14 protein-coding genes, 1 tRNA gene and 1 pseudogene are annotated in these 18572 nt (G+C 67.8%); 8 read left to right on the plus strand and 8 right to left on the minus strand.

The genetic code is table 11. The annotated features are described in order from the left end of the window. Positions 1-220 precede the first annotated feature (220 nt). Together FHS42_RS06310 and FHS42_RS06315 are read right to left on the minus strand one after the other, a co-directional pair. Positions 221-2128 carry a pentapeptide repeat-containing protein gene (locus FHS42_RS06310; RefSeq protein ID WP_246494228.1) on the minus strand — a complete coding sequence of 636 codons (1908 nt, stop codon included), beginning with the start codon at positions 2126-2128 and terminating at the stop codon, positions 221-223. 436 nt (positions 2129-2564) lie between these two features. After that, positions 2565-3536 carry an NAD(P)H-dependent oxidoreductase gene (locus FHS42_RS06315; protein WP_184569537.1) on the minus strand — a complete coding sequence of 324 codons (972 nt, stop codon included), beginning with the start codon at positions 3534-3536 and terminating at the stop codon, positions 2565-2567. A gap of 70 nt (positions 3537-3606) precedes the next feature. Here FHS42_RS06315 and FHS42_RS06320 point away from each other — a divergent pair, with 70 nt between their 5' ends. The 3 genes and pseudogenes from FHS42_RS06320 (at position 3607) to FHS42_RS06330 (ending at position 6090) form a co-directional block, all read left to right on the plus strand. Next, on the plus strand, positions 3607-4602 hold the full coding sequence (locus tag FHS42_RS06320) for a GlxA family transcriptional regulator (RefSeq protein WP_184569539.1): 996 nt from the start codon (positions 3607-3609) through the stop codon (positions 4600-4602). A 240-nt stretch (positions 4603-4842) separates the two neighbouring features. Continuing rightward, a tRNA-Met gene (locus FHS42_RS06325) sits at positions 4843-4916 on the plus strand. Positions 4917-5073: 157 nt separating this feature from the next. Next, a pseudogene (locus tag FHS42_RS06330) lies at positions 5074-6090 on the plus strand (amidohydrolase family protein). Between the two features lie 127 nt (positions 6091-6217). On the opposite strand, the gene FHS42_RS06335 reads toward FHS42_RS06330, so the two are convergent. Together FHS42_RS06335 and FHS42_RS06340 are read right to left on the minus strand one after the other, a co-directional pair. Beyond that, positions 6218-6592, minus strand: a complete 375-nt coding sequence (locus FHS42_RS06335; protein WP_184569540.1) for a DUF4180 domain-containing protein — start codon at positions 6590-6592, stop codon at positions 6218-6220. An 83-nt stretch (positions 6593-6675) separates the two neighbouring features. After that, positions 6676-7575: an LLM class F420-dependent oxidoreductase gene (locus FHS42_RS06340; protein ID WP_184569542.1), complete on the minus strand. Its 900-nt coding sequence runs from the start codon at positions 7573-7575 to the stop codon at positions 6676-6678. 289 nt (positions 7576-7864) lie between these two features. On the opposite strand from FHS42_RS06340, the gene FHS42_RS06345 reads away from it, so the two are divergent. The 3 genes from FHS42_RS06345 (at position 7865) to FHS42_RS06355 (ending at position 11409) form a co-directional block, all read left to right on the plus strand. Next, positions 7865-8608, plus strand: coding sequence for a response regulator transcription factor (locus FHS42_RS06345; RefSeq protein WP_281392698.1), 744 nt, complete (start codon positions 7865-7867; stop codon positions 8606-8608). Between the two features lie 336 nt (positions 8609-8944). Further along, positions 8945-10561, plus strand: a complete 1617-nt coding sequence (locus FHS42_RS06350; protein ID WP_184569544.1) for an MFS transporter — start codon at positions 8945-8947, stop codon at positions 10559-10561. 41 nt (positions 10562-10602) lie between these two features. Continuing rightward, positions 10603-11409 (plus strand): TetR/AcrR family transcriptional regulator, encoded by an 807-nt coding sequence (locus FHS42_RS06355; protein WP_184569546.1) that lies wholly within the window; start codon positions 10603-10605, stop codon positions 11407-11409. Positions 11410-11521: 112 nt separating this feature from the next. Here FHS42_RS06355 and FHS42_RS06360 read toward each other — a convergent pair whose 3' ends face one another. The 3 genes from FHS42_RS06360 to FHS42_RS06370 form a co-directional block, all read right to left on the minus strand. Further along, complete coding sequence (locus FHS42_RS06360; RefSeq protein WP_246494230.1) at positions 11522-12538, minus strand: YceI family protein; 1017 nt, start codon at positions 12536-12538, stop codon at positions 11522-11524. A gap of 276 nt (positions 12539-12814) precedes the next feature. After that, positions 12815-15538 carry an MFS transporter gene (locus FHS42_RS06365; protein WP_512700935.1) on the minus strand — a complete coding sequence of 908 codons (2724 nt, stop codon included), beginning with the start codon at positions 15536-15538 and terminating at the stop codon, positions 12815-12817. 117 nt (positions 15539-15655) lie between these two features. After that, complete coding sequence (locus FHS42_RS06370; RefSeq protein ID WP_184569550.1) at positions 15656-16210, minus strand: MarR family winged helix-turn-helix transcriptional regulator; 555 nt, start codon at positions 16208-16210, stop codon at positions 15656-15658. A 209-nt stretch (positions 16211-16419) separates the two neighbouring features. Between FHS42_RS06370 and FHS42_RS06375 the strand changes: the two genes are divergently transcribed. Both FHS42_RS06375 and FHS42_RS06380 read left to right on the plus strand, forming a co-directional pair. Continuing rightward, positions 16420-16686 (plus strand): hypothetical protein, encoded by a 267-nt coding sequence (locus tag FHS42_RS06375; RefSeq protein WP_184569552.1) that lies wholly within the window; start codon positions 16420-16422, stop codon positions 16684-16686. A gap of 182 nt (positions 16687-16868) precedes the next feature. Continuing rightward, positions 16869-17075 (plus strand): hypothetical protein, encoded by a 207-nt coding sequence (locus FHS42_RS06380; protein ID WP_184569554.1) that lies wholly within the window; start codon positions 16869-16871, stop codon positions 17073-17075. 623 nt (positions 17076-17698) lie between these two features. Here FHS42_RS06380 and FHS42_RS06385 read toward each other — a convergent pair. Next, positions 17699-18529: an RNA polymerase sigma factor SigF gene (locus tag FHS42_RS06385; protein WP_184569556.1), complete on the minus strand. Its 831-nt coding sequence runs from the start codon at positions 18527-18529 to the stop codon at positions 17699-17701. Between the last annotated feature and the right edge of the window lie 43 nt (positions 18530-18572).

Raw genomic sequence — 18572 nt, forward strand, 5'->3', positions numbered from 1 at the left:
ATGAGCGGGTGGGGCCCGTCGTAAAGATATGCGGGGCGAACAGGTAGGCGGTCACTGAGGAGCCGCACCGGACCTCTGTGGCGGACGCCGCTGCACGACGCCCCACCTAGCCAGCTGTGTGGGATCGTTCGTGGCTGATGCGCTTGGCCGGTGTGCAGGTGTACACAGCGTACTGAACACCCGAAGCGGAGCCCTCAACTTTGAGCGAAGGCACGGCCGCTCACCGCTTCACGCGCCCCCGAATCGCGAACATCGCGAGACCCAACAGAATCGGCTCAAACAGTCGAGACGCCATTTCGATGTACCCTCCGGACGTCGTCAGGTCTTGCCCGCTGGAGCGGAAGGCGACCGAATTGAGGGTCACATTGAGCGATTTTTCGAAGCGATCCGTCGTGAACCGGTCTCCGGTTGGGTTCCTAGGGGCCTCCTTCTCTAGTTCGAAGGATACTGGTCCGCCAGTCGCTGGGACGATGCCTGTCGCCTCCTGTTTAGGCGTGGCCTGCGGAAGCCCAAAACTCATCATTAGCAGGATGGTGGCCAAAACGGATGCGATGAGCCAGGCGAGGGCGCGTGAGGCACGCAAACCGTACCCGGACAGTAGCCAGTAAATCTGAAGTAGCCACCGTTCGGCCCTGCTCCATTTATGACTATGTCGACGCATTTCCATTTCGCCGTAGTAGAAATCTGCGGCGCCTGGTTCGTCTTTAGCGTCCTCGCGAGCCTTACGGAGTTGACGGTAAACAGTGGTGAGCGTGGCGAGGCCTGGCACATCTAGTTCTCGGCCGGGACGTCGCCCCCACCCCCATTTATCGTAGACGCCCCGGCTTCTCAGCGATCGCCACTTTCGCTCCTCCTCAATCACCAGGCGGCGGGCGGGTGTGTAGGGGAGGATGCCGTGCCACTTGTCAACGATTGGCGCCTCGCCGAGGCGCCAATATCCTTCGAGGCGTAACTGGTCGAGATGGTGTGCACCAGCGAATTCACACCGGATCAGGTCGACGTCGGAAAGGAGTAGGAAGGATGCATCGACGCCTCTCAGGGAAACGATTGATGCGGTGGTTGGATCGTGTCCCCAGTGATGCATCGGCTGATTGGTTGTTGCGGCCAGAAAGGCGAGTTCGCGAAGGTGTGCTTCATCTGGACGTTCGCTAGGCACGTAATCTGTCGTGATGGTGCAGGGAAAGAAGAGCCGTGCCCTTGTTAGGTCAATGTCTGCATACCTTGCTCTAAGAGTGAATGTCTCCTGCAAGATGGCATCGTTTAGTCGAATCTCGGCGGCTGATATGTCCATCACTGTCGATGATGTAACGGTCGCGCTAGTTAGATTTAAGGTCCCTTCGCAAACGATCGAGCCGAATACGGAAGACGGATTAATGTGAGACCTTTCGAAAGAGCAGTCGTCCGTGAAGGAAACGCGTTCGAATGTTACTTCCCCGGTGAAGGTTGCGCCGGCGAGTGAGGCGGGCCCCAGGGAGCAATCGGCGAAGTACGTCGATCCGGCAATTTCGGATTCCTCGCACCAGAAATTGCCGTGAAGCTTACAGTTTCGAAATGAGATGCTTTTATCGGCTCGAATCCGGCTGAACCAACTTCCCATGGGAAAGGTGAGATTGCGGAAAGTGGCGTCTCCTAGGAAAGTGGCCTGAGAGAAGAGCATCGGTCCCTTATATTGGCCGCCGTCGAAGTTCACGGCGCCATCAAAGCGTGCCCCCGAGAAGTTGCCATAGCTTGTGAAACGTGGATTAATGAAGGAGGATTTGCCGGTGAAGACGCTGTTCGTGAAGCTCGCTCCGTCAAATGACGCGCCATCGAAAGTGACGTCACCCTCGAACACTGCTTCGTCGAATCGAGCATGCCCGAAGCTGGGAGGGCTACCCTCGCTTCTGAGTACAGCATTAACCCTGCGCCACAGGTTCACCGTTATGGTGCAGCCGCGAAGATCCACACGGCCGTCCGTGCTGAGGTTGCCGAGGTAGTGGTTGCGGTCGGTTTCGTCTAGGTGAACAAGGCAGGTATCACGGCCTGGGGCAAGAACGCCCCGGCAGCCGTTCGTGTTAGTCGTAGGGACGGAGCCGTGTCCGCAAGAAGGCCACACGGGCGGATCAAGATTCGGCGGAGACTGGGACATGTCGAGGTCGACGGTACAACGCCCCAGTGGGTCCCCGAAGTTCGCGCGCTAGAGAGAATAGAGGTGCGTGCAAGAGTCAGGATGTGGCTGGGGCTCAGTGACTCGATGGGGCGAGGCCAGTGAGACTCCATCACGGACGGGCCATGACGGAACGGCTGCGCCACGGCGACACTCAGTGATGTCGTCTGATCGCAGGAACCGTGGGTTGGCTCGCGTCTAGGGTTGATACGGGTGACGGCAACGCTGACGGCAACGACAGCGACCGATGCCCACCAGCGGCCCCCCGCGATCACCGTTTGACGAAGCGGCCGAAGCCACCACCAGTCCCCCGCCCGAACCTACGGATCAAGAGGTTGCAGGTTCGAATCCTGCCGAGCGCGCAGCTCAGAGGCCCCCGAAAGGGGACCTCTGGTGTTTTGCGTGGCTGACTGCGTGATTACGGTTCCGAAATCGCCCGTCGAAGAGGCGATTCGTGCGTGGAGGCGGCCCGGTCGCGGTGGTAATGCGCGGTGAGGCCTGCTTCGTCTGGAGCCACGTCGGGGTGGAGCACCAGGTCGGCGTCGTAATCCCCGCGGGTGTCGGGGGTGCCGTTTTGGTGGCGGAAGGGGAGGGGGGCCGCGGTGGGCAAGGTGCCTAGGCGTTCGCGGAGTTGGGTTGCTGCCTTCTCGTATGCCTCTGGAGATACTCGGTCCGCGTCGTATACGGCGAGCGGTGGCAGTACGGACATGCCGGTGTACCAGAGCGTCCCGTGGTGCAGGGGAAACAGCAGGTCGCACAGATCGCCATTGATGCCGCGCGGGCCGAGGCTGGGTTCGCCGGCGCCCGCCGAGACGATCACCATCGCGCGCTTGCCCGCCAGCGCGCCCTCGCCGTAGCGCAGAGTACGGCGGCGTCCGGAGGCGGGCGCGGCCCCGGGGGCGGGGGTGGGGTCGTGTGGGGTGCTCACGCCGTACGCGAATCCCTTGACGAACACTCGGTCGAACCAGCCCTTGAGGATCGCCGGCATGCCGTACCACCACAGCGGGAACTGAAGGATGACCGCGTCTGCCCAGGACAGTTTTTCCTGCTCGGCGCGGATGTCTGCGCTTAACATGCCGGAGCGGTAGGCCCGTTGCGAGGCGGCGCCGACGAGGAGGCGCTCGGGCTGTGGAGCGTGAGCGTCGTCAGGGCCGGTGTTTTTCTTGTTTCCTGTGGTTTTTATGGTGTGCGGGTTGTTGGTGCTGGCCTTGGGGGCGTGTTCTCTGCGGCCGAAGTCCGCGCTGCCTACGACCGGGTTCCAGCCCATGGCGTACAGGTCTGAGACGCGGTAGTCGTGGCCCAGCGCGTGCAGGGTGCGCAGGCCCTCGTCACGTAGTGAACCGTTGAGCGAGCGCTGTTCCGGGTGGGCGAATATCCACAACACGTTCATGCGGCAAGCTTCTGACCTGCGGGAGCAGGCGACGAGTGGCCGCTCGGCCAGGCTCTGTAAGAATCGGGCCATGGCTGTTTTTCGTGACTCGGGGCCTCAGCGGCGGCACCGGGTGGCCGTGCTGGTCAGATCCGGGTTGCTGCCGATGGAGTTCGGGATCGTCAACCGGCTGTTCAGCCAGGCCAGGTCGGCGACGGACGAGCCGCTGTACGAGGTGGTGACCTGCGGGCTCGCGCCGGGTGAGACCCGTACCGACGCCGACATCACGGTGTACGTTCCGCACGGGCCCGAGGCGCTGGCCGAGGCGGATACGGTGGTGGTCCCCGCGTCCGATGAGGATTACGGGCCGTACGGATCGGCGCAGTTGAGCGGCCCGCTCGCTGCTGCGTTCGCCCGTATTCGGCCCGGTACCCGGATCGCCTCGATCTGTACGGGGTCCTTTGTCCTTGCCGCTGCCGGGCTCCTCGACGGTCGGCGAGCGACCACGCACTGGAAGTCGGCTGACCAGTTCCGTGAGCTGCACCCAGGCGTGCGGCTCGACCCGGATGTGCTCTATACCGACGAGGGCGATGTGCTCACCGCCGCCGGGGTCGCCTCCGGTATCGATCTGTGCCTGCACATGATCCGCTGCGACTTCGGTTCGGCCATCGCCAACGATGTTGCCCGCGGCACGGTGGTGCCCCCGCACCGGGAGGGCGGTCAGGCGCAGTACATCAAGCGGCCGGTCGCGCAGTCGCTCGCCTCGTCCACCGGCGCCGCACGCGCCTGGGCCATCGAGCGACTTGACCAGCAGCTCACGTTGCGCGAACTGGCCGCGCGGGAGTCGATGAGCGTGCGAACCTTCACTCGCCGCTTTCGCGAGGAGACCGGTATTTCGCCGTTGCAGTGGATCACCCAGCAGCGCATCGAGCGAGCCCGGCAACTCCTCGAGGAGACCGACCACACGGTGGATCGGATCGCGGCGGACGCCGGCTTTGGTACCGGTGCCTCGCTGCGCCAGCACTTTCAGGCGGCACTCGGGGTCGCGCCGCGGGCATACCGGACCACGTTTCGCGGCCCTGGGTAGCGAAGCGACTGCTTCCGCTTCCGCTTGCTCGTGCATGTCTGGGTATATTTGGGCGTGTCTGGGCATTTCTAAGTGCATTTGTACCTATCTGGCCTGTTCGGGCCTGCTCGTGTGGTGGTGGATTGCGGGTGTCCGTGAGGGGTCCGCGAAGGGCACTGGTGTGCCATGGTGGGGCGCTGACCTGCGGCGGAGAAGCGATTTCCCTCTGCGGGGACATTGCCGTAAGGTTGCGTTTAACGGCGCGGGGTGGAGCAGCTCGGTAGCTCGCTGGGCTCATAACCCAGAGGTCGCAGGTTCAAATCCTGTCCCCGCTACTGAAGATCGAGGGTCTGGCACTTAGTGTCAGGCCCTCGGTCGTTTTCTGGGTTGGATGGGCGCCGCCTTCCTGTCTACGGGGTGAGCGGGGCGTTAACTGACCGAGCGCTCGCTTACCTCTGGCCGTGGCCTCGACTCTCTGGCACCGTGGCCGCCATGGATCTTGCGGAGTTCGCGGGGAGTGCGGGCGATGAGCACGGTGCCAGTGCTCACGCTCATGCGGGTGGCGCGGGTGGCGCGGGTGGCGCGGTCGGCGCCGGCGTTCGGGGTGTTGTGGGTACTGATGAGCGTGAACAGGTCATCCGGTTCTGGTCTCAGCTTGGGCTGCCCGGTCTTATCGACGTCCATACGCACTTCATGCCGGAGCGGGTGCTCGCCAAGGTCTAGGCGTACTTCGACTCCGCTGGGCCGCTCCTTGGCCGTGCTTGGCCCATCACCTACCGGCACGAAGAAGACGAGCGGCTGGCGACGCTACGCGGATTCGGCGTGCGGGCGTTTACGTCGATGGTCTATCCGCACAAGCCGGGGATGGCCGCCTGGCTCAACGACTGGGCCGCGGGCTTCGCCGCCCGTACGCCGGACTGTTTGCACACCGCCACCTTTTATCCCGAGCCGGAGGCTGCCGCGTATGTGCAGGCAGCGCTGGCGGGTGGGGCGCGGGTGTTCAAGTCCCATGTGCAGGTCGGTGGTTACGATCCGGCCGATCCGCTGCTCGATCCGGTGTGGGGCGCGATAGCCGAGGCCGGGGTGCCGGTCGTGACGCACTGCGGGTCGGGGCCTGCGCCGGGCGCCTTCACCGGGCCCGGGCCGATGGGGGACGTGCTCGCCCGGCACCCCCGGCTGCGGCTGATCATCGCGCATATGGGGATGCCGGAGTACGGGGAGTTCTTCGACCTCGCCAAGCGGTAGTCCGGCGTCTACCTCGACACGACCATGACGTTCACCGACTTCACCGAGGAGTTTGTGCCGTTTCCGCGTGCGGAGCGGGCCCGGCTCACGGAGTTCGGCGACCGGATCGTCTTCGGCAGCGACTTCCCCAACATCCCGTACGGATATCCCCACGCCCTCGACGTCCTCACCCGGCTCGACCAGGACGAAAAGTGGCTGCGCGCGGTGTGCCACGACAACGCGGCACGGCTGTTCGCGATGGATACGGGCGCCGTCGCGCCGTAAGGCCCGCGGCCACCGGCGTCGGGCGCTGGGCGTTCGGCGCAGGGCGGTCCCGCGGGCTCGGGCCGATGGCGGGCTCGCCGCCGTCTCCTTACCGCGGGCCGTCTTCCTCCCGTGGGCCGGGCGGTCGTCAGGTCGCCGGCTGGCCCTTGAGGCGCTCCCGCAGTTCCTCGGTGTCGGTGAGGAACCACGTCTGGCGCCCGCGGTTGCTCTCCCGCACAAAGTCCTGAAGCGCTGAACTCGCCGCCGTGTGGCGGGAGATGTCGCCGAGCACGATGAGCCCCAAGCGGTAGTTGGCAAACTTCTGGACGATGTCGCCAGCGAGGCGCGTACGCAGCTGGAAGAACGCGTCCCCCAACCGCCCGGCGGGTATGACCACCCATTGGGCACCCTGATAACCGGCGTTACCGATGAGGTCCAAAACGTCGCGTTCGGCGCTGATGGGCTCGCCATCGACGGCACACATCAGCACGGGTACGTCATGGATCGTTTGCAGGGTGCTCATAGAGCGAGGCTAGCTGTGCGAGCGGACGTAGTCGATGGGAATCATGTGTGGGGTGGAGTGGGGTGAAACGGGCCGAGGCCGGGTCAGTTGGCCAATGGCAGGGCCTCGGCCAGGGCGCGCCATTCGGCACGAGGGAGCGCTTGGTTTGCGTTGTCGTTGTTCGCGGTCACTACCTGTACCGCCACGTGGTCTGCGCCCGCCGCGCGGAACTCCTCGGTCCGCTGTCGCACCACCTCCACATCGCCTAGGGCGAAGACGGCGTCCAGTAGTCGGTTGCTGCCGCCGTCCGCGAAGTCCTCATCGGTGAAGCCGAGACTCAGGAAGTTCTTGGTGTAGTTGGTGAGACTAAGGTAGAAGCGGAGATAGTCGCGGGCAGTGGCGCGGGCCCGGTCGAGGTCGGCGTCGAGCACGACCTTGAACTCCGGGGCCAACACCGCATCCGGGCCGAGCGTCGCACGGGCGGCGGCCGTGTGCTCGGGCGTGACCAGGTAGGGAAGGGCGCCCAAGGCGCGGTCGCGGGAGAGTTCGAGCATCTTCGGGCCCAGCGCGGCCAGGGCGCGCTGGTCGGCGGGGACCGGGATCGGGGCGGTGTCCAGGGCCGTCAGATATTCCTTGAGCGCCGTGTACGGGCGGTTCGCCAAGGGGTGGTCATTCTTCTGCGCTATCTCGTCGTGGCTGACACCGAGGCCGAGGACGAACCGGCCGTCGTACGCGGCGTTGACCTCGGCGTGCCGGGCGGCGACGGCCGCGGCGGTGTGCTGCCAGATGCTGAGGATGCTGGTCCCGACCGCGATGCGGGAGGTGGAGGCCAGCAGCGGAACGGCCTGATCGATCGACGGGCTGCCGCCGATCCACAGCGTGCCGTAACCCAGCTCCTCCAATTCGGCCGCGGCCTCGCCAACCTCACCATTGCGCGCGGGGTCATCGGCACGCAGGCCCATGCTCCAGATGCCCACCCTGCCAAGACGCTCATTGAATGCCATGGTCAACACAGCAAGGTCGGCAGCGCGGATATTCCACCGCGGACGAGTGGCCGGGGGCGCGTGGCGTGCGTTGGGTGGCGGATGGTGTGGAGGGGGCGTAGTGCTGGTTGCGGGGCGCCCGCGCTTGGTAACCAGCCCCGGCCCCCGCAGCCCTTCCCCGTCCTGCTGGCGGGTCCGATGCCAGGGAATGTCTGCCAGGGAATGCCGGGAGATGCCCGGGAGCGTTTTCTCAGCCGATTCACAGAATGCCGCAAGGCCCCTCTCACGCTGCCGCCTCACTCTTACGTCCATGACCACGTCGCCGCCCACCGGGCGAACCGAGCTGTTCCGACCAGACGGCAGCCCCGTACGGGTGCTGGTAGTCGAAGACGAGGCGCCGCTCGCCGAGTTGTTGTCGATGGCGCTGCGCTACGAGCGCTGGGATGTCCGCATGGCGGAGAACGGGACCGGGGCCGTGCGCACGGCGCGCGACTTCCAGCCCGACGCCGCCGTCCTGGACCTGATGCTGCCCGGCATGGACGCCCGCTCCGTGCTGGCCGGGCTGCGCCGTGAACTGCCCGATGTGCCCGTGCTGTTCCTTGCCGGGCGCGACGCGACGGAGGACCGAATAGCCGGGCTGACGGCGGGCGGCGACGAGTACGTCACCAAGCCGTTCAGCGTGGAGGAGGTCATCGCCAGGCTGCGCGGGTTGCTGCGCCGCGCGACGACGCCCACCGCACGGGAAGGGTCGCTCCTTCACGTCGGTGACCTCACGCTGAACGAGGACAGCCAGGAGGTAGCGCGCGGCGGGGTGGAGATCCGGCTTACGGCGACCGAGTTCGAGTTGCTGCGCTACCTGATGCGCAACCCGCGCCGGGTGCTCAGCAAGGCGCAGATCCTGGACCGGGTCTGGAGCTACGACTTCAGTGGCCGGCCCAATGTCGTCGAGCTCTACATCTCCTATCTGCGGCGCAAGATCGATGCTGGGCGCACCCCGATGATCCACACCCGGCGCGGTGTGGGCTACCTGATCAAGGCTGCCGAGCCGGCGTGACCCGGCCGCCTTGGCCGGCACGGTTGCGCCACCCACGCCGGGTGAGCACCGCCGTGGCGGCTCCGTGCGCGGGTGCCGTGGTGGTGGGGGCCACGGCACCCGTGCCCGGGAAGCGGCCGGGAAGCTGAGAGGGAGGCCAGGGGCGGCCGGGGGGAGGCCGAGGGGAGGGCGATGGGGGAAGCCGTAAGGACGTTGGAGAGGACGGTCGGAAGAAGGTCAGAGAGGAGGTCGGCGAGGAAGCCAGGCGTGGGCAGCCAGAGAATGCACTGTACGACGTAGAAGGACGTCCTATACGGTGTACGCGGTCACTCTCGTACGCCGTATAAGGACGCGCCCATGCCAGCCAACTCCGCCTCCCAACCCGCCCACCGGAACGGCCCCGGGCCCATCCCACCCACTGCCCCCACCCCGGCCGTCCCAGGGCGACCACCCGGGGCCGATGGGGGTGGCGAGCCGCCGATTCGGCATCCGCGGCGTTGGCTGATCCTCGCCGTCATCTGCCTCGCCCAACTCACCGTGCTGCTCGACAACACGATCCTTAGCGTCGCCGTGCCCTCCCTCACTCGCGAGATGGGCGCGAGCACCGCCGACATTCAGTGGATGATCAACGCCTATTCACTGGTGCAGTCCGGACTGCTGCTCACCGCGGGCAGCTCGGCCGACCGGTACGGCCGTAAGAAAATGCTGGTCACCGGGCTCGTCATGTTCGGCATCGGCTCGGTGGCCGCCGCGTACGCACAAAGTCCCGGTCAGTTGATCGCGGCGCGCGCGGGCATGGGCGTGGGTGGTGCGCTGCTGATGACGACCACGCTGGCCGTCGTCGTGCAGGTCTTCGCCGAGGATGAGCGTACGAAGGCCATCGGCCTGTGGGGCGCGGTCAGTTCGCTGGGCTTCGCGGCCGGGCCACTGATCGGCGGCTCGCTGCTCAACCACTTTTGGTGGGGCGCGATCTTCCTCATCAACATCCCAGTCGCACTGCTCGGTGTCATCGCCGTGGTGCGCTTGGTGCCCGAGTCGAAGAGCCTGGGCGGAGAGCGGCCCGACCTGCTGGGGGCGCTGCTCTCAACGGTCGGCATGACCGGCGTCGTCTACGCGATCATCTCCGGGCCGGAACACGGCTGGCTCTCCGCCCGGGTGCTGGTTGCGGCGGCCATCGGGCTCGCCGGGCTCGCCGCCTTCGCGGTCTGGGAGCGGCACGTGCCCTTCCCGATGCTCGACATGCACTTCTTCCGCGACCGACGCTTCGTCGGAGCCGTCACCGGCGGCATTTTGATCGCATTCGGCATGGGCGGTTCACTCTTCTTGTTGACGCAGCATCTGCAACTCGTCCTCGGTTACGAGCCGTTGGACGCCGGCCTACGCACCGCCCCGCTGGCCCTGATGATCGTCGTACTTAACCTGTCGGGCGTCGGCGCGCGGCTGCTGTCGTGGCTTGGCGCGCCGGTCACCATCGTGCTCGGGATGGGGATGATCTCCGGCGGCCTCGCGCTCATCGGGACGCTGGGTGGCGACGGGTACGGGGGGATGCTCGCGGGGCTGATCCTGATGGGCTCCGGAATGGCCGTGGCGATGCCCGCCATGGCCAACGCGATCATGTCGGCCATTCCACCAGCGAAGGCCGGGGTGGGGGCGGGGGTCAACGGCACGTTGACCGAGTTCGGCAACGGGCTCGGGGTCGCCCTGCTCGGCGCCGTACTCAACTCCCGGTTCGCCGCGCTGCTGCCCGCCGTCGCCGCCGGCGCCGGATCGCTGTCCACCGCGCTGGAGCGGGCCCGTACCGACGCCGACCGCTCCGCTGCGCGCGACGCCTTCGCGAGCGGAATCGAGACCAGCGAACTGGTCGGGGCGAGCGCCGTGCTGCTCGGCGGGGTGCTCGCGGCGCTGCTGCTGTGGCGAGCGGGGCGGGTAGCGCGGCCCGCCCGAGGGGCCGACGCCGAGGCCGGAGCGGCTTAGCATCGAGTACGTACCACCCGGCGATCGATGGAGGAGCGCGCATGGCAACCGGCAGCAGCGCGAGCAGGCCGCGGACCAGCGTGTGGTTGACCGGGCCCTCGCTCAGTAAGCGGAAGGCGGACCAGCCCGCGGGCCTCGACCGAGAGAAGATCATCGCGGCGACGGTGCGGCTGTTGGACGCGGAGGGCATGGCGCGGTTCTCCATGCGCCGGCTGGCGACCGAACTCGGGGTCACCGCGATGTCCGTCTACTGGTACGTGGCCACCAAGAACGATCTGCTCGAACTCGCCCTTGACAAGGTCAACGGCGAGATGCGGCTGCCGTACGAAGGCGAGTTGGACGAGGACGGCAACGAAGTGGACTGGCGCGGCCAGCTTCGCCAACTCGCCGGCGCGTACCGGAAGATGCTCGTGGGGCACCCCTGGGTCTCGCAGCTAGTCGGCGAGTACCTCAACATCGGCCCGAACGCGGTGGCCTTCTCCGAGGCCGCGCAGCGGGTGATCCGGCGCAGCGGCGTACCGAAGGAGGGCATGACGGGCGCGCTCAGCGCGGTCTTCCAGTTCGTCTACGGCTTCGGCACGATCGAGGGCCGCTTCGCGCTTCGCTGCCATGAGGCGGGCATAAGCCAGGACGACTACTTCTTCCAGGTCATGGACAGCATCGAGGCGCGCCCCGACCTGGAGAAGTCGTTCGGCAACTCCAGCCGCATCATGCGGGCCAGGGGCGGCCAGACGGTGGAGGAGATGCGGGAACTCGACTTCACCTTCGCCCTTGACATGGTGATCGCGGGCATGGAGGCCATGCAAACGCGCGCCGGCCACGCGGCCGATGCGAGCGGAAGCGCGTAACGGACAGGGGGCGCGTGGGAGCGCGGCACCGATGTCGTTCCCGCCGCTACGCCCCCACTTCCGCCTTCGGGCCTGTGCACCGCGTGTACGCCCCGCCGCTCTCGCCCCGCTGCTACGCCGCCGTTTTCGGCAGCTCCCCCTGGACCGTTTGGATGTCGAGTTCGATGCGTAGCGTCGTGCCGATGGCCGCGATGCCTGCCGCGATGACCTGGTTGTAGTGCATCGCGAAGTCCTCGCGGCGCAGTTCGGCCGTCGCGCGGTACGCGGCGCGCACTCCGCCCCACGGGTCCTGTCCGGTGCCCAGGTACGTGAGGTCGAGGTCAACTTCGCGTACGACGCCGCGCATCGCCAGTTCGCCGCGTACCGTCCACCGGTCGGGGCCCGCGGGTGCGAGCCCTGTGCTGGTGTACGTGATGACCGGGTACTGCTCCACGTCGAGGAAGTCGGCCGAGCGTAGGTGTCCGTCCCGCATGTCATTGCCGGTGTCGATGCTGGCCGCCTCGATGACCGCTTCCACGCGTGACTTCTCCAAGTCGTCGGCGATGTCCACACGCCCGTTGAAGCCCAAGAAGCGGCCCCGCACGCTGGAGATGCCCAGGTGCTGGGCGATGGCGGTCACCGACGAGTGCACCGGGTCCAGTGACCAGGCGCCTGGCGGCGGCAGCTCCACGCCGCCCTGCCGGGCCAGCACCACGGCGCCGACCTCGGCCCGGCCCGATGCGGTGACCAGGGCGGTGGACGCGGCCGGGGCGTAGCCAACGGCGGTGGCGATCACCGTGTACGGGCCGGGCGGCAGCGGCTCATCGGTGCGTACGGTGCCGTCCTCGTCGGCCGCGGCCCGCAGCACCTGCTGGCCCGACATGTCCGTAACCGTCAACACCGCGTGCTGCACGGCCCACCCATCGCGCGTCCGCACGCGGGCCCGCAGCCCGCCCCGCGAGCCACGCTGATCCTTGGTGTCTTTGGTGTCTTTGGCGTCTCTGGTGTCTTTGGTGTCCTTGGTGTCCGCGGTGCCTGTGCCGTTGCCCCCGGCTTGGGGCGCCGTGGCGCCGCCCCCGGCCTGCGGGGGCGTGGTGTCGGCGCTCTCGCCCGGGCCCGTCCAGCTCTGGCCCGCTCCCATGGTCGTCATGCCGTTCCCGCTCCCAGATCCCGGCTGCGCTGGCGCGTACGGGTCGATCGATGGTGAGGGCTTGTCGGCGGTGGTCCGCCGACGCCCCGTGGTCGGTGTGGGTCGCGGCGGCGGCGAGCAGGCCGTCCCCTGCCTTCGCGCTCGCCGCCGCCGTGACCCTGGGCCCACTCCAGGCCCTGGGGCCGTCCGCGCGGCCCCGAACCGGGCCTGGGCGCCGTTCGACCCCGTCGATGACGGAGGTCGTTCGCTCAACGCGCGCCCTGGCCCGGGGCTGTGTCAGCGACCGTGCTGGTCGCTGCCGTGTTGGTCGTCCGGGTGGACGAGGGTGATGTCGTAGCCATCGACGCCAGGACCGTGCACCGGCAGCGCGGTGGCCACCGGCGGGTAGCCGCTGGCGATGACCGTGTAGTCGCCGGTGTCCAGATCCGTGAAGGCGTACGCGCCGTCTTCGCCGGTGCTGGTCGTGGCGGCCACATTGCCCGCCGCGTCCACCAGCGTGACCCGCGCGTCCGGCAGCGGCCTGTGGTCGGCGCCGGCCCGTATGGTGCCTTGCACTCGGGCCCCGGAGCGGAGCTCGACCTCGATCCGGGTCACGCCCTGGCTACCGATCTCGACGGGCAGCGCGCAGGGGCGGTAGCCAGTGGCGCCCACGGCCAGCGTGAAGGTGCCGGGGACCAGCTCGTCGAAGGCGAAATCGCCCTGCGGGCCGGTCTTTGCGGTGGCCAGCACCTCGCCGCGAACATCGGTCACCACGACCATCGCCGCCTCGACCGGCAGCCCGTCCGTGGCGCTGCGCACCGCACCGGCGAGGCCGCTGGTGCCCGTGAGCAGGACGTCGAACCCGAGCGGCTCCTGCCCGATGACCACGGTGGACGCCTGGGGCTGGTGCCCATCGGCCGCCGCGATCAGGACGTACGAGCCGGCACCGGGTGCCTGTAGCGCGTACGAGCCGTCTTGCTGCGTGGCCGACCGGCCGAGCTGGCGCCCGCTGAGGGAGATCAGCGTGACGGCGGAGTGCGGTACGGCGCCACCATCGGCGTTCCGTATTCGGCCGTGAATCGGCACGCCGCCGACCTCGCCGGTGCCGGTGCCGGTGCCGGTGCCCACGCCGTCACGGTGAGCCGCTCCGTACCCGGCGATCGGCTGCTGGTCCACAGCGCGGTCGGACTGCGGTACGCCGGCGGCACCGAGCGCGACCGCCGTCTCATCGGGGCCTGGCGCTACTGCGGAATTGATAGCAGTCGCCGCTGCCAGGGGGTCGCCACCGCCCCAAGAGGCGGTGCGTGCGCCGGAGCCGCTCAGGGCGTGCTTGGGGCGCCGTGCGCTGCCTTCCGCGCCGCCCTGGCCCGCGGCGCCGTCGTCCGGCGTGCCGGTCGCCGCGCCCACCGCGGCGAGTACGAGGGTGCCCTCGGCGTCCGCAGTGCGGTTCGCGGCGTCGGCGGGGGCTTCGTGCGCTACCGCTTCGGCTGGGTTCGCGGGCTTGCTCTCGTGGCCCGCGACCTTCGTTTGGAGCGCGACCTCCTTGATGAAGATCGTCACCAGGAAGGCCAGCAGGGCGGACGGGGCCGCGTACAGGAAGATGTCGCCCACGCCGTGCCCGTACGCGCTCTCCACGATGGTGCGTATCGGCGCTGGGAGCTTGTCGAGGTCGGGGATGCCGCCACCACCGGACAGGCTGGCCGGTGCCTTGCCGCCCGTCCGGGCGGCGAGCTCGGTGAAGCCGTCCTTTGTGTAGTCCTTGACCTGGTGGGCGAGGACCGCGCCGAGCGCCGAGACGCCGATCGCGCCGCCGAGGGAGCGGAAGAAGGTGACGACGGAGCTGGCGGCGCCAAGGTCGCGCGGGGCGACCTGGTTCTGCGTGCACAGCACCAGGTTCTGCATCATCATGCCGATGCCAAGGCCCATCAGGACCATGTACACGGCCATCTGCCAGTACGGGGTGTCGTACCGCAGTGTGCCCAGCATCGCCATGCCCGCGGTGAGCAGCGCACCACCACTGACCAGCCATGCCTTCCAGCGGCCGTTCTTGGTGATGATCTGGCCCGAGACAGTCGATGACACAAACAGGCCCATGATCATCGGGATGGTCATGACGCCGGACATCGTTGGCGACTCACCGCGTGCCAGTTGGAAATACTGGCTGAAGAAGACCGTGCCGGTGAACATCGCGACGCCGACGAAGAGGCTGGCGATCGAGGCGAGAGTGATCGTCCTGTTGCGGAAAAGGCGCAGCGGAATGATCGGTTCTGCGGCCCGGGACTCGACCCAGACGAAGATCAACCCGAGGGCGAACGCGCCCCCGACCATGGCGTAGGACTGCCAGGAGATCCAGTCGTAGTTGTCGCCGGCCAGGGTCACCCAGACCAGCAGCAGCGAGACGGCGGCGCTGACGAAGAACGCGCCTGTCCAGTCCACCTTCACCTCCCGCTTCACGACCGGGAGCCGCAGCGTCTTTTGCAAGACGACCAGCGCGACGATCGCGAACGGGACGCCGACGTAGAAGCACCAGCGCCAGCCGAGCCAGCTCGTGTCGGTGATGACGCCACCGAGCAGCGGCCCACCCACGGTCGCGACCGCGAACGTGGCACCGAGGTAACCGCTGTACCGGCCGCGCTCACGCGGCGAGATCATCGCGGCCATCACGATCTGCGCGAGCGCCGTGAGCCCACCGACGCCGATGCCCTGCACCACCCGGCAGCCGATCAGCATGCTGGTGTTCTGCGAGAGCCCCGCGACGACGGAACCCGCCACATAGATGATCAGGGATATCTGGACCAGCAGCTTCTTGCTGAACAGGTCCGAGAGCTTGCCCCACAGCGGCGTCGATGCGGTCATCGCCAGCAGCGCCGCGGTGACGACCCAGGTGTACGAGCTCTGGCTGCCGTGCAGATCACTGATGATCTCCGGCAGCGCGTTGGTGACGATCGTGGACGACAGGATCGCGACGAACATGCCGAGCAGCAGCCCGGACAGCGCCTCCATGATCTGCCGATGCGTCATGGGCCCGGCGGGGGTGGCAGGGGCGGCGCCTGCCGCGGCGTTCTCCGCGCCCGCGGAAAGTCCCGCGTCTCCCCGCACACCGGGTGGTGTGGTCGTTGCCATTGGGTTCCTTCTCGCCTATCGCTTCGTGCGTGTACGGGTGATGTCGTGGCCCACCGAGGGCGGCGGGTGCGGGTCCGCAGGCGCGGCCGGTGGGGTTGGTGTTGCCGCAGGTGAAACCTGGGGCGGCAGTGGGGGGCGGGCGCGGCAGTCGCCGAAGCTCGCCCGCAACTTGGCCAGCAGCGTGTTGAGCTGCCCCAACTCGTCATCCGACCAGCCGCTCAAGCAGTGCGCGAGCACGTGCGAATAGCCCTCGGCCACCTGGTTGAGAAGCGCCTCGCCGCGTGCGTTGATCCGCAGCAGTCGGGACCGCTTGTCCAGCGGGTCGGGCTGCCGGTCGATCCAGCCGCGTTCGGCGACGTGGGCGGCGTGCCTGCTGGTCACGGACATGTCGATGGAGAGCAGTTCGGCGAGCTTGCTCATCCGTATCTCGCCATGCCGAGCCAGCACCATCAAGACGATGGCCGACGCCGGCGGGCAGTCGGCAGGCAGGGCACGGCTGAGGTCGCGTTGGATGGCCGCGGTGGCCGTGAGCTGCCGTGCCAACTCCCGGTACTGCTCCTGTGTCGCCACCGGTGCTCCTTCCTTACGTGCTGGGCTGGCTGGGCTGGCCGATGTGCACTGTGTGCCGGACGGTGATCTGTGTGCTGGACGAGGGTCGGGCGCGGTCCTGGGGGTTACGGGGCGCGCAGCGTGAGCCCGACGGTGTGCCTCCAGAGCGTGCCGGGCGTTGCTCCGCGCGTCCCTGGCCGTGCGGTGCTCCGCGCGTCCCTGGCCGTGCGGTGCGGACCGCTGCGGCCGGACCGGCTGACCTGGTGTGGAGTGACGGGCGGCGGGCCTGGTCGGACTGGCTGGCCCTGGGTCGTATGGGCCCCGAGCTGGTCTGGCCCGGCGACCTCGGCTGGTCGGGTGGTGTGCTTGATCCACTGCTGGCGGCCCTTACGGGAGGTGCCTGGCTGGAGGTGATCGCTGGGTCGGTGGCGTCCACCCGGGCCCGGGCAGGGCCGGTGGGGTCGCTCGCCGATGGCGGTCTCGTCAGGCCCGGTTGATCAAGTTGCTTAGGGCAACCATAAGAGAAGTTAGTTGCTACAGGCAAATGAAATGTGGGCTCCCGGAGTAAACACCCGACAAAGCCTGCGTCGCGCCCTGGTCAAGTGAGGAAAGGGCGCGTCAAGCCCCTGGAAACCCCGGGGGTGTGCGGGATTCCACACATTCGCTAGGGTCGGGCACCATGGCGAACACCCCTGGCCCCGAGGGCAACCACGACCCGGCTGGCAACACCCAGATGTTCCGCGCCTTCGTCGATGAGGGCGGACCACAGCAGCAGCGCCAGCCCGCTGCCGGACCTACCTCTTCCGGTCCACGGCTGGGCGTGATCATTGGCGTGATCGTCGCGGTGGTGGTAGTCGCCGCGGTCGCCTGGCTCGCCCTCGGCTGACCCGCGTCGGCCCGACCGACCCCGTACGCCCAACCGGCGGCCCACCACCTTCGCCCGGTGCCTCACCCAGGCGCCAGCGGAACCGGCGGGCCGCCGGACCGTTTTTCCGCCGGTGCCTGTCGGTTCGGCTGCCTCGCGTCTCGCCCGCCGCATCGCATCGGCGAGGCCGATGAGGGCGCCGGTGCTGCTCGTCCCTCGCGGCGCGGTGGCGCTTATGGCGAGGCGGTGCTCATGGCGAGGGGGCGCTCACGGCGCGGCGGCGCTCACGGCAAGAGGGGCGCTCGCTACGAGGCACGACTACACCCGCGCCCACCCCCGCACGCGCGGTAGCGGTGGCGCCTGCGGTGCGGCGCACGGCGTGGCAGCTCGTGGTGGTGTGTGGAGGCGCAGCTGTCAGCCCCCTGAGAGGAGGCTGAGGAGCGGGCAAGGTGGCCCGCGGCACGTCGGCGGTGAGTGCCCTGCTCTCCTGGCGAGGGAGTCCCCCGCCTCATGGACCTCATGGAAGCGGGGGAAGCGACTCGCGGCAGTGCGTGGGACGCCTCAGCTGGTAATCAGCCGACAGCCGGTGATCCTTGGGCGGTCGTGGGGATGGGGCCACGGGGTCGCGATGGCCAAGGGGGTGGTCAGTCGGCGATGAGCCCTTCGCGGAGCTGCGCCAGCGTGCGCGTCAGCAGCCGCGATACATGCATCTGGGAGATGCCCACCTCTTCGCCAATTTGCGATTGCGTCATGTTGCCGAAGAAGCGAAGCATGATGATTTGGCGCTCCCGCGGCGGCAGTTGTGCCAGCAGCGGCTTCAACGACTCGCGGTATTCCACGCCCTCCAGGGCACTGTCCTCATACCCCAGCCGGTCGGCCAGTGAGCCGTCTCCACCGTCGTCCTCGGGGGACGGTGAGTCGAGCGAACTAGCGGTGTACGCGTTGCCGACGGCGAGGCCGTCCACCACGTCTTCCTCGGAGACACCGAGGCATACGGCGAGCTCCGGAACGGTGGGTGAACGGTCGAGCTTTTGTGCCAACTCGTCGCTGGCCTTCGTCAGGGCGAGCCGCAGTTCCTGGAGGCGGCGCGGGACCCGTACCGACCAACTGGTGTCCCGGAAGAAGCGCTTGATCTCACCGACGACCGTGGGCATCGCGAAGGTGGGGAATTCCACGCCGCGTTCACAGTCGAATCGGTCAATCGCCTTGATCAGGCCGATGGTACCGACCTGAACGATGTCTTCCATCGGCTCGTTGCGGCTGCGGAAGCGCGCCGCGGCGTAGCGGACCAGGGGGAGGTTCAGCTCGATCAGGGTGTCACGTACATACGTGCGCTCCGCACTGTCCTGGTCGAGTGCGGCAAGCCGCAGGAACAGGGAGCGGGAGAGGGTGCGGGTGTCGATGGCGTCGCAGTCGTCAAGCACCCGTGATGCGTCAGTGGTGAGCACCTTCGAGCTGCCCAGATCTACGGACATGCCACCCCCTTTGAGGTCGCGGACGGTCGCGGTAGCGCTCTCG

Origin of the sequence: Streptomyces zagrosensis (assembly GCF_014203645.1) — a bacterium.
GTDB lineage: Bacteria > Actinomycetota > Actinomycetes > Streptomycetales > Streptomycetaceae > Streptomyces > Streptomyces zagrosensis.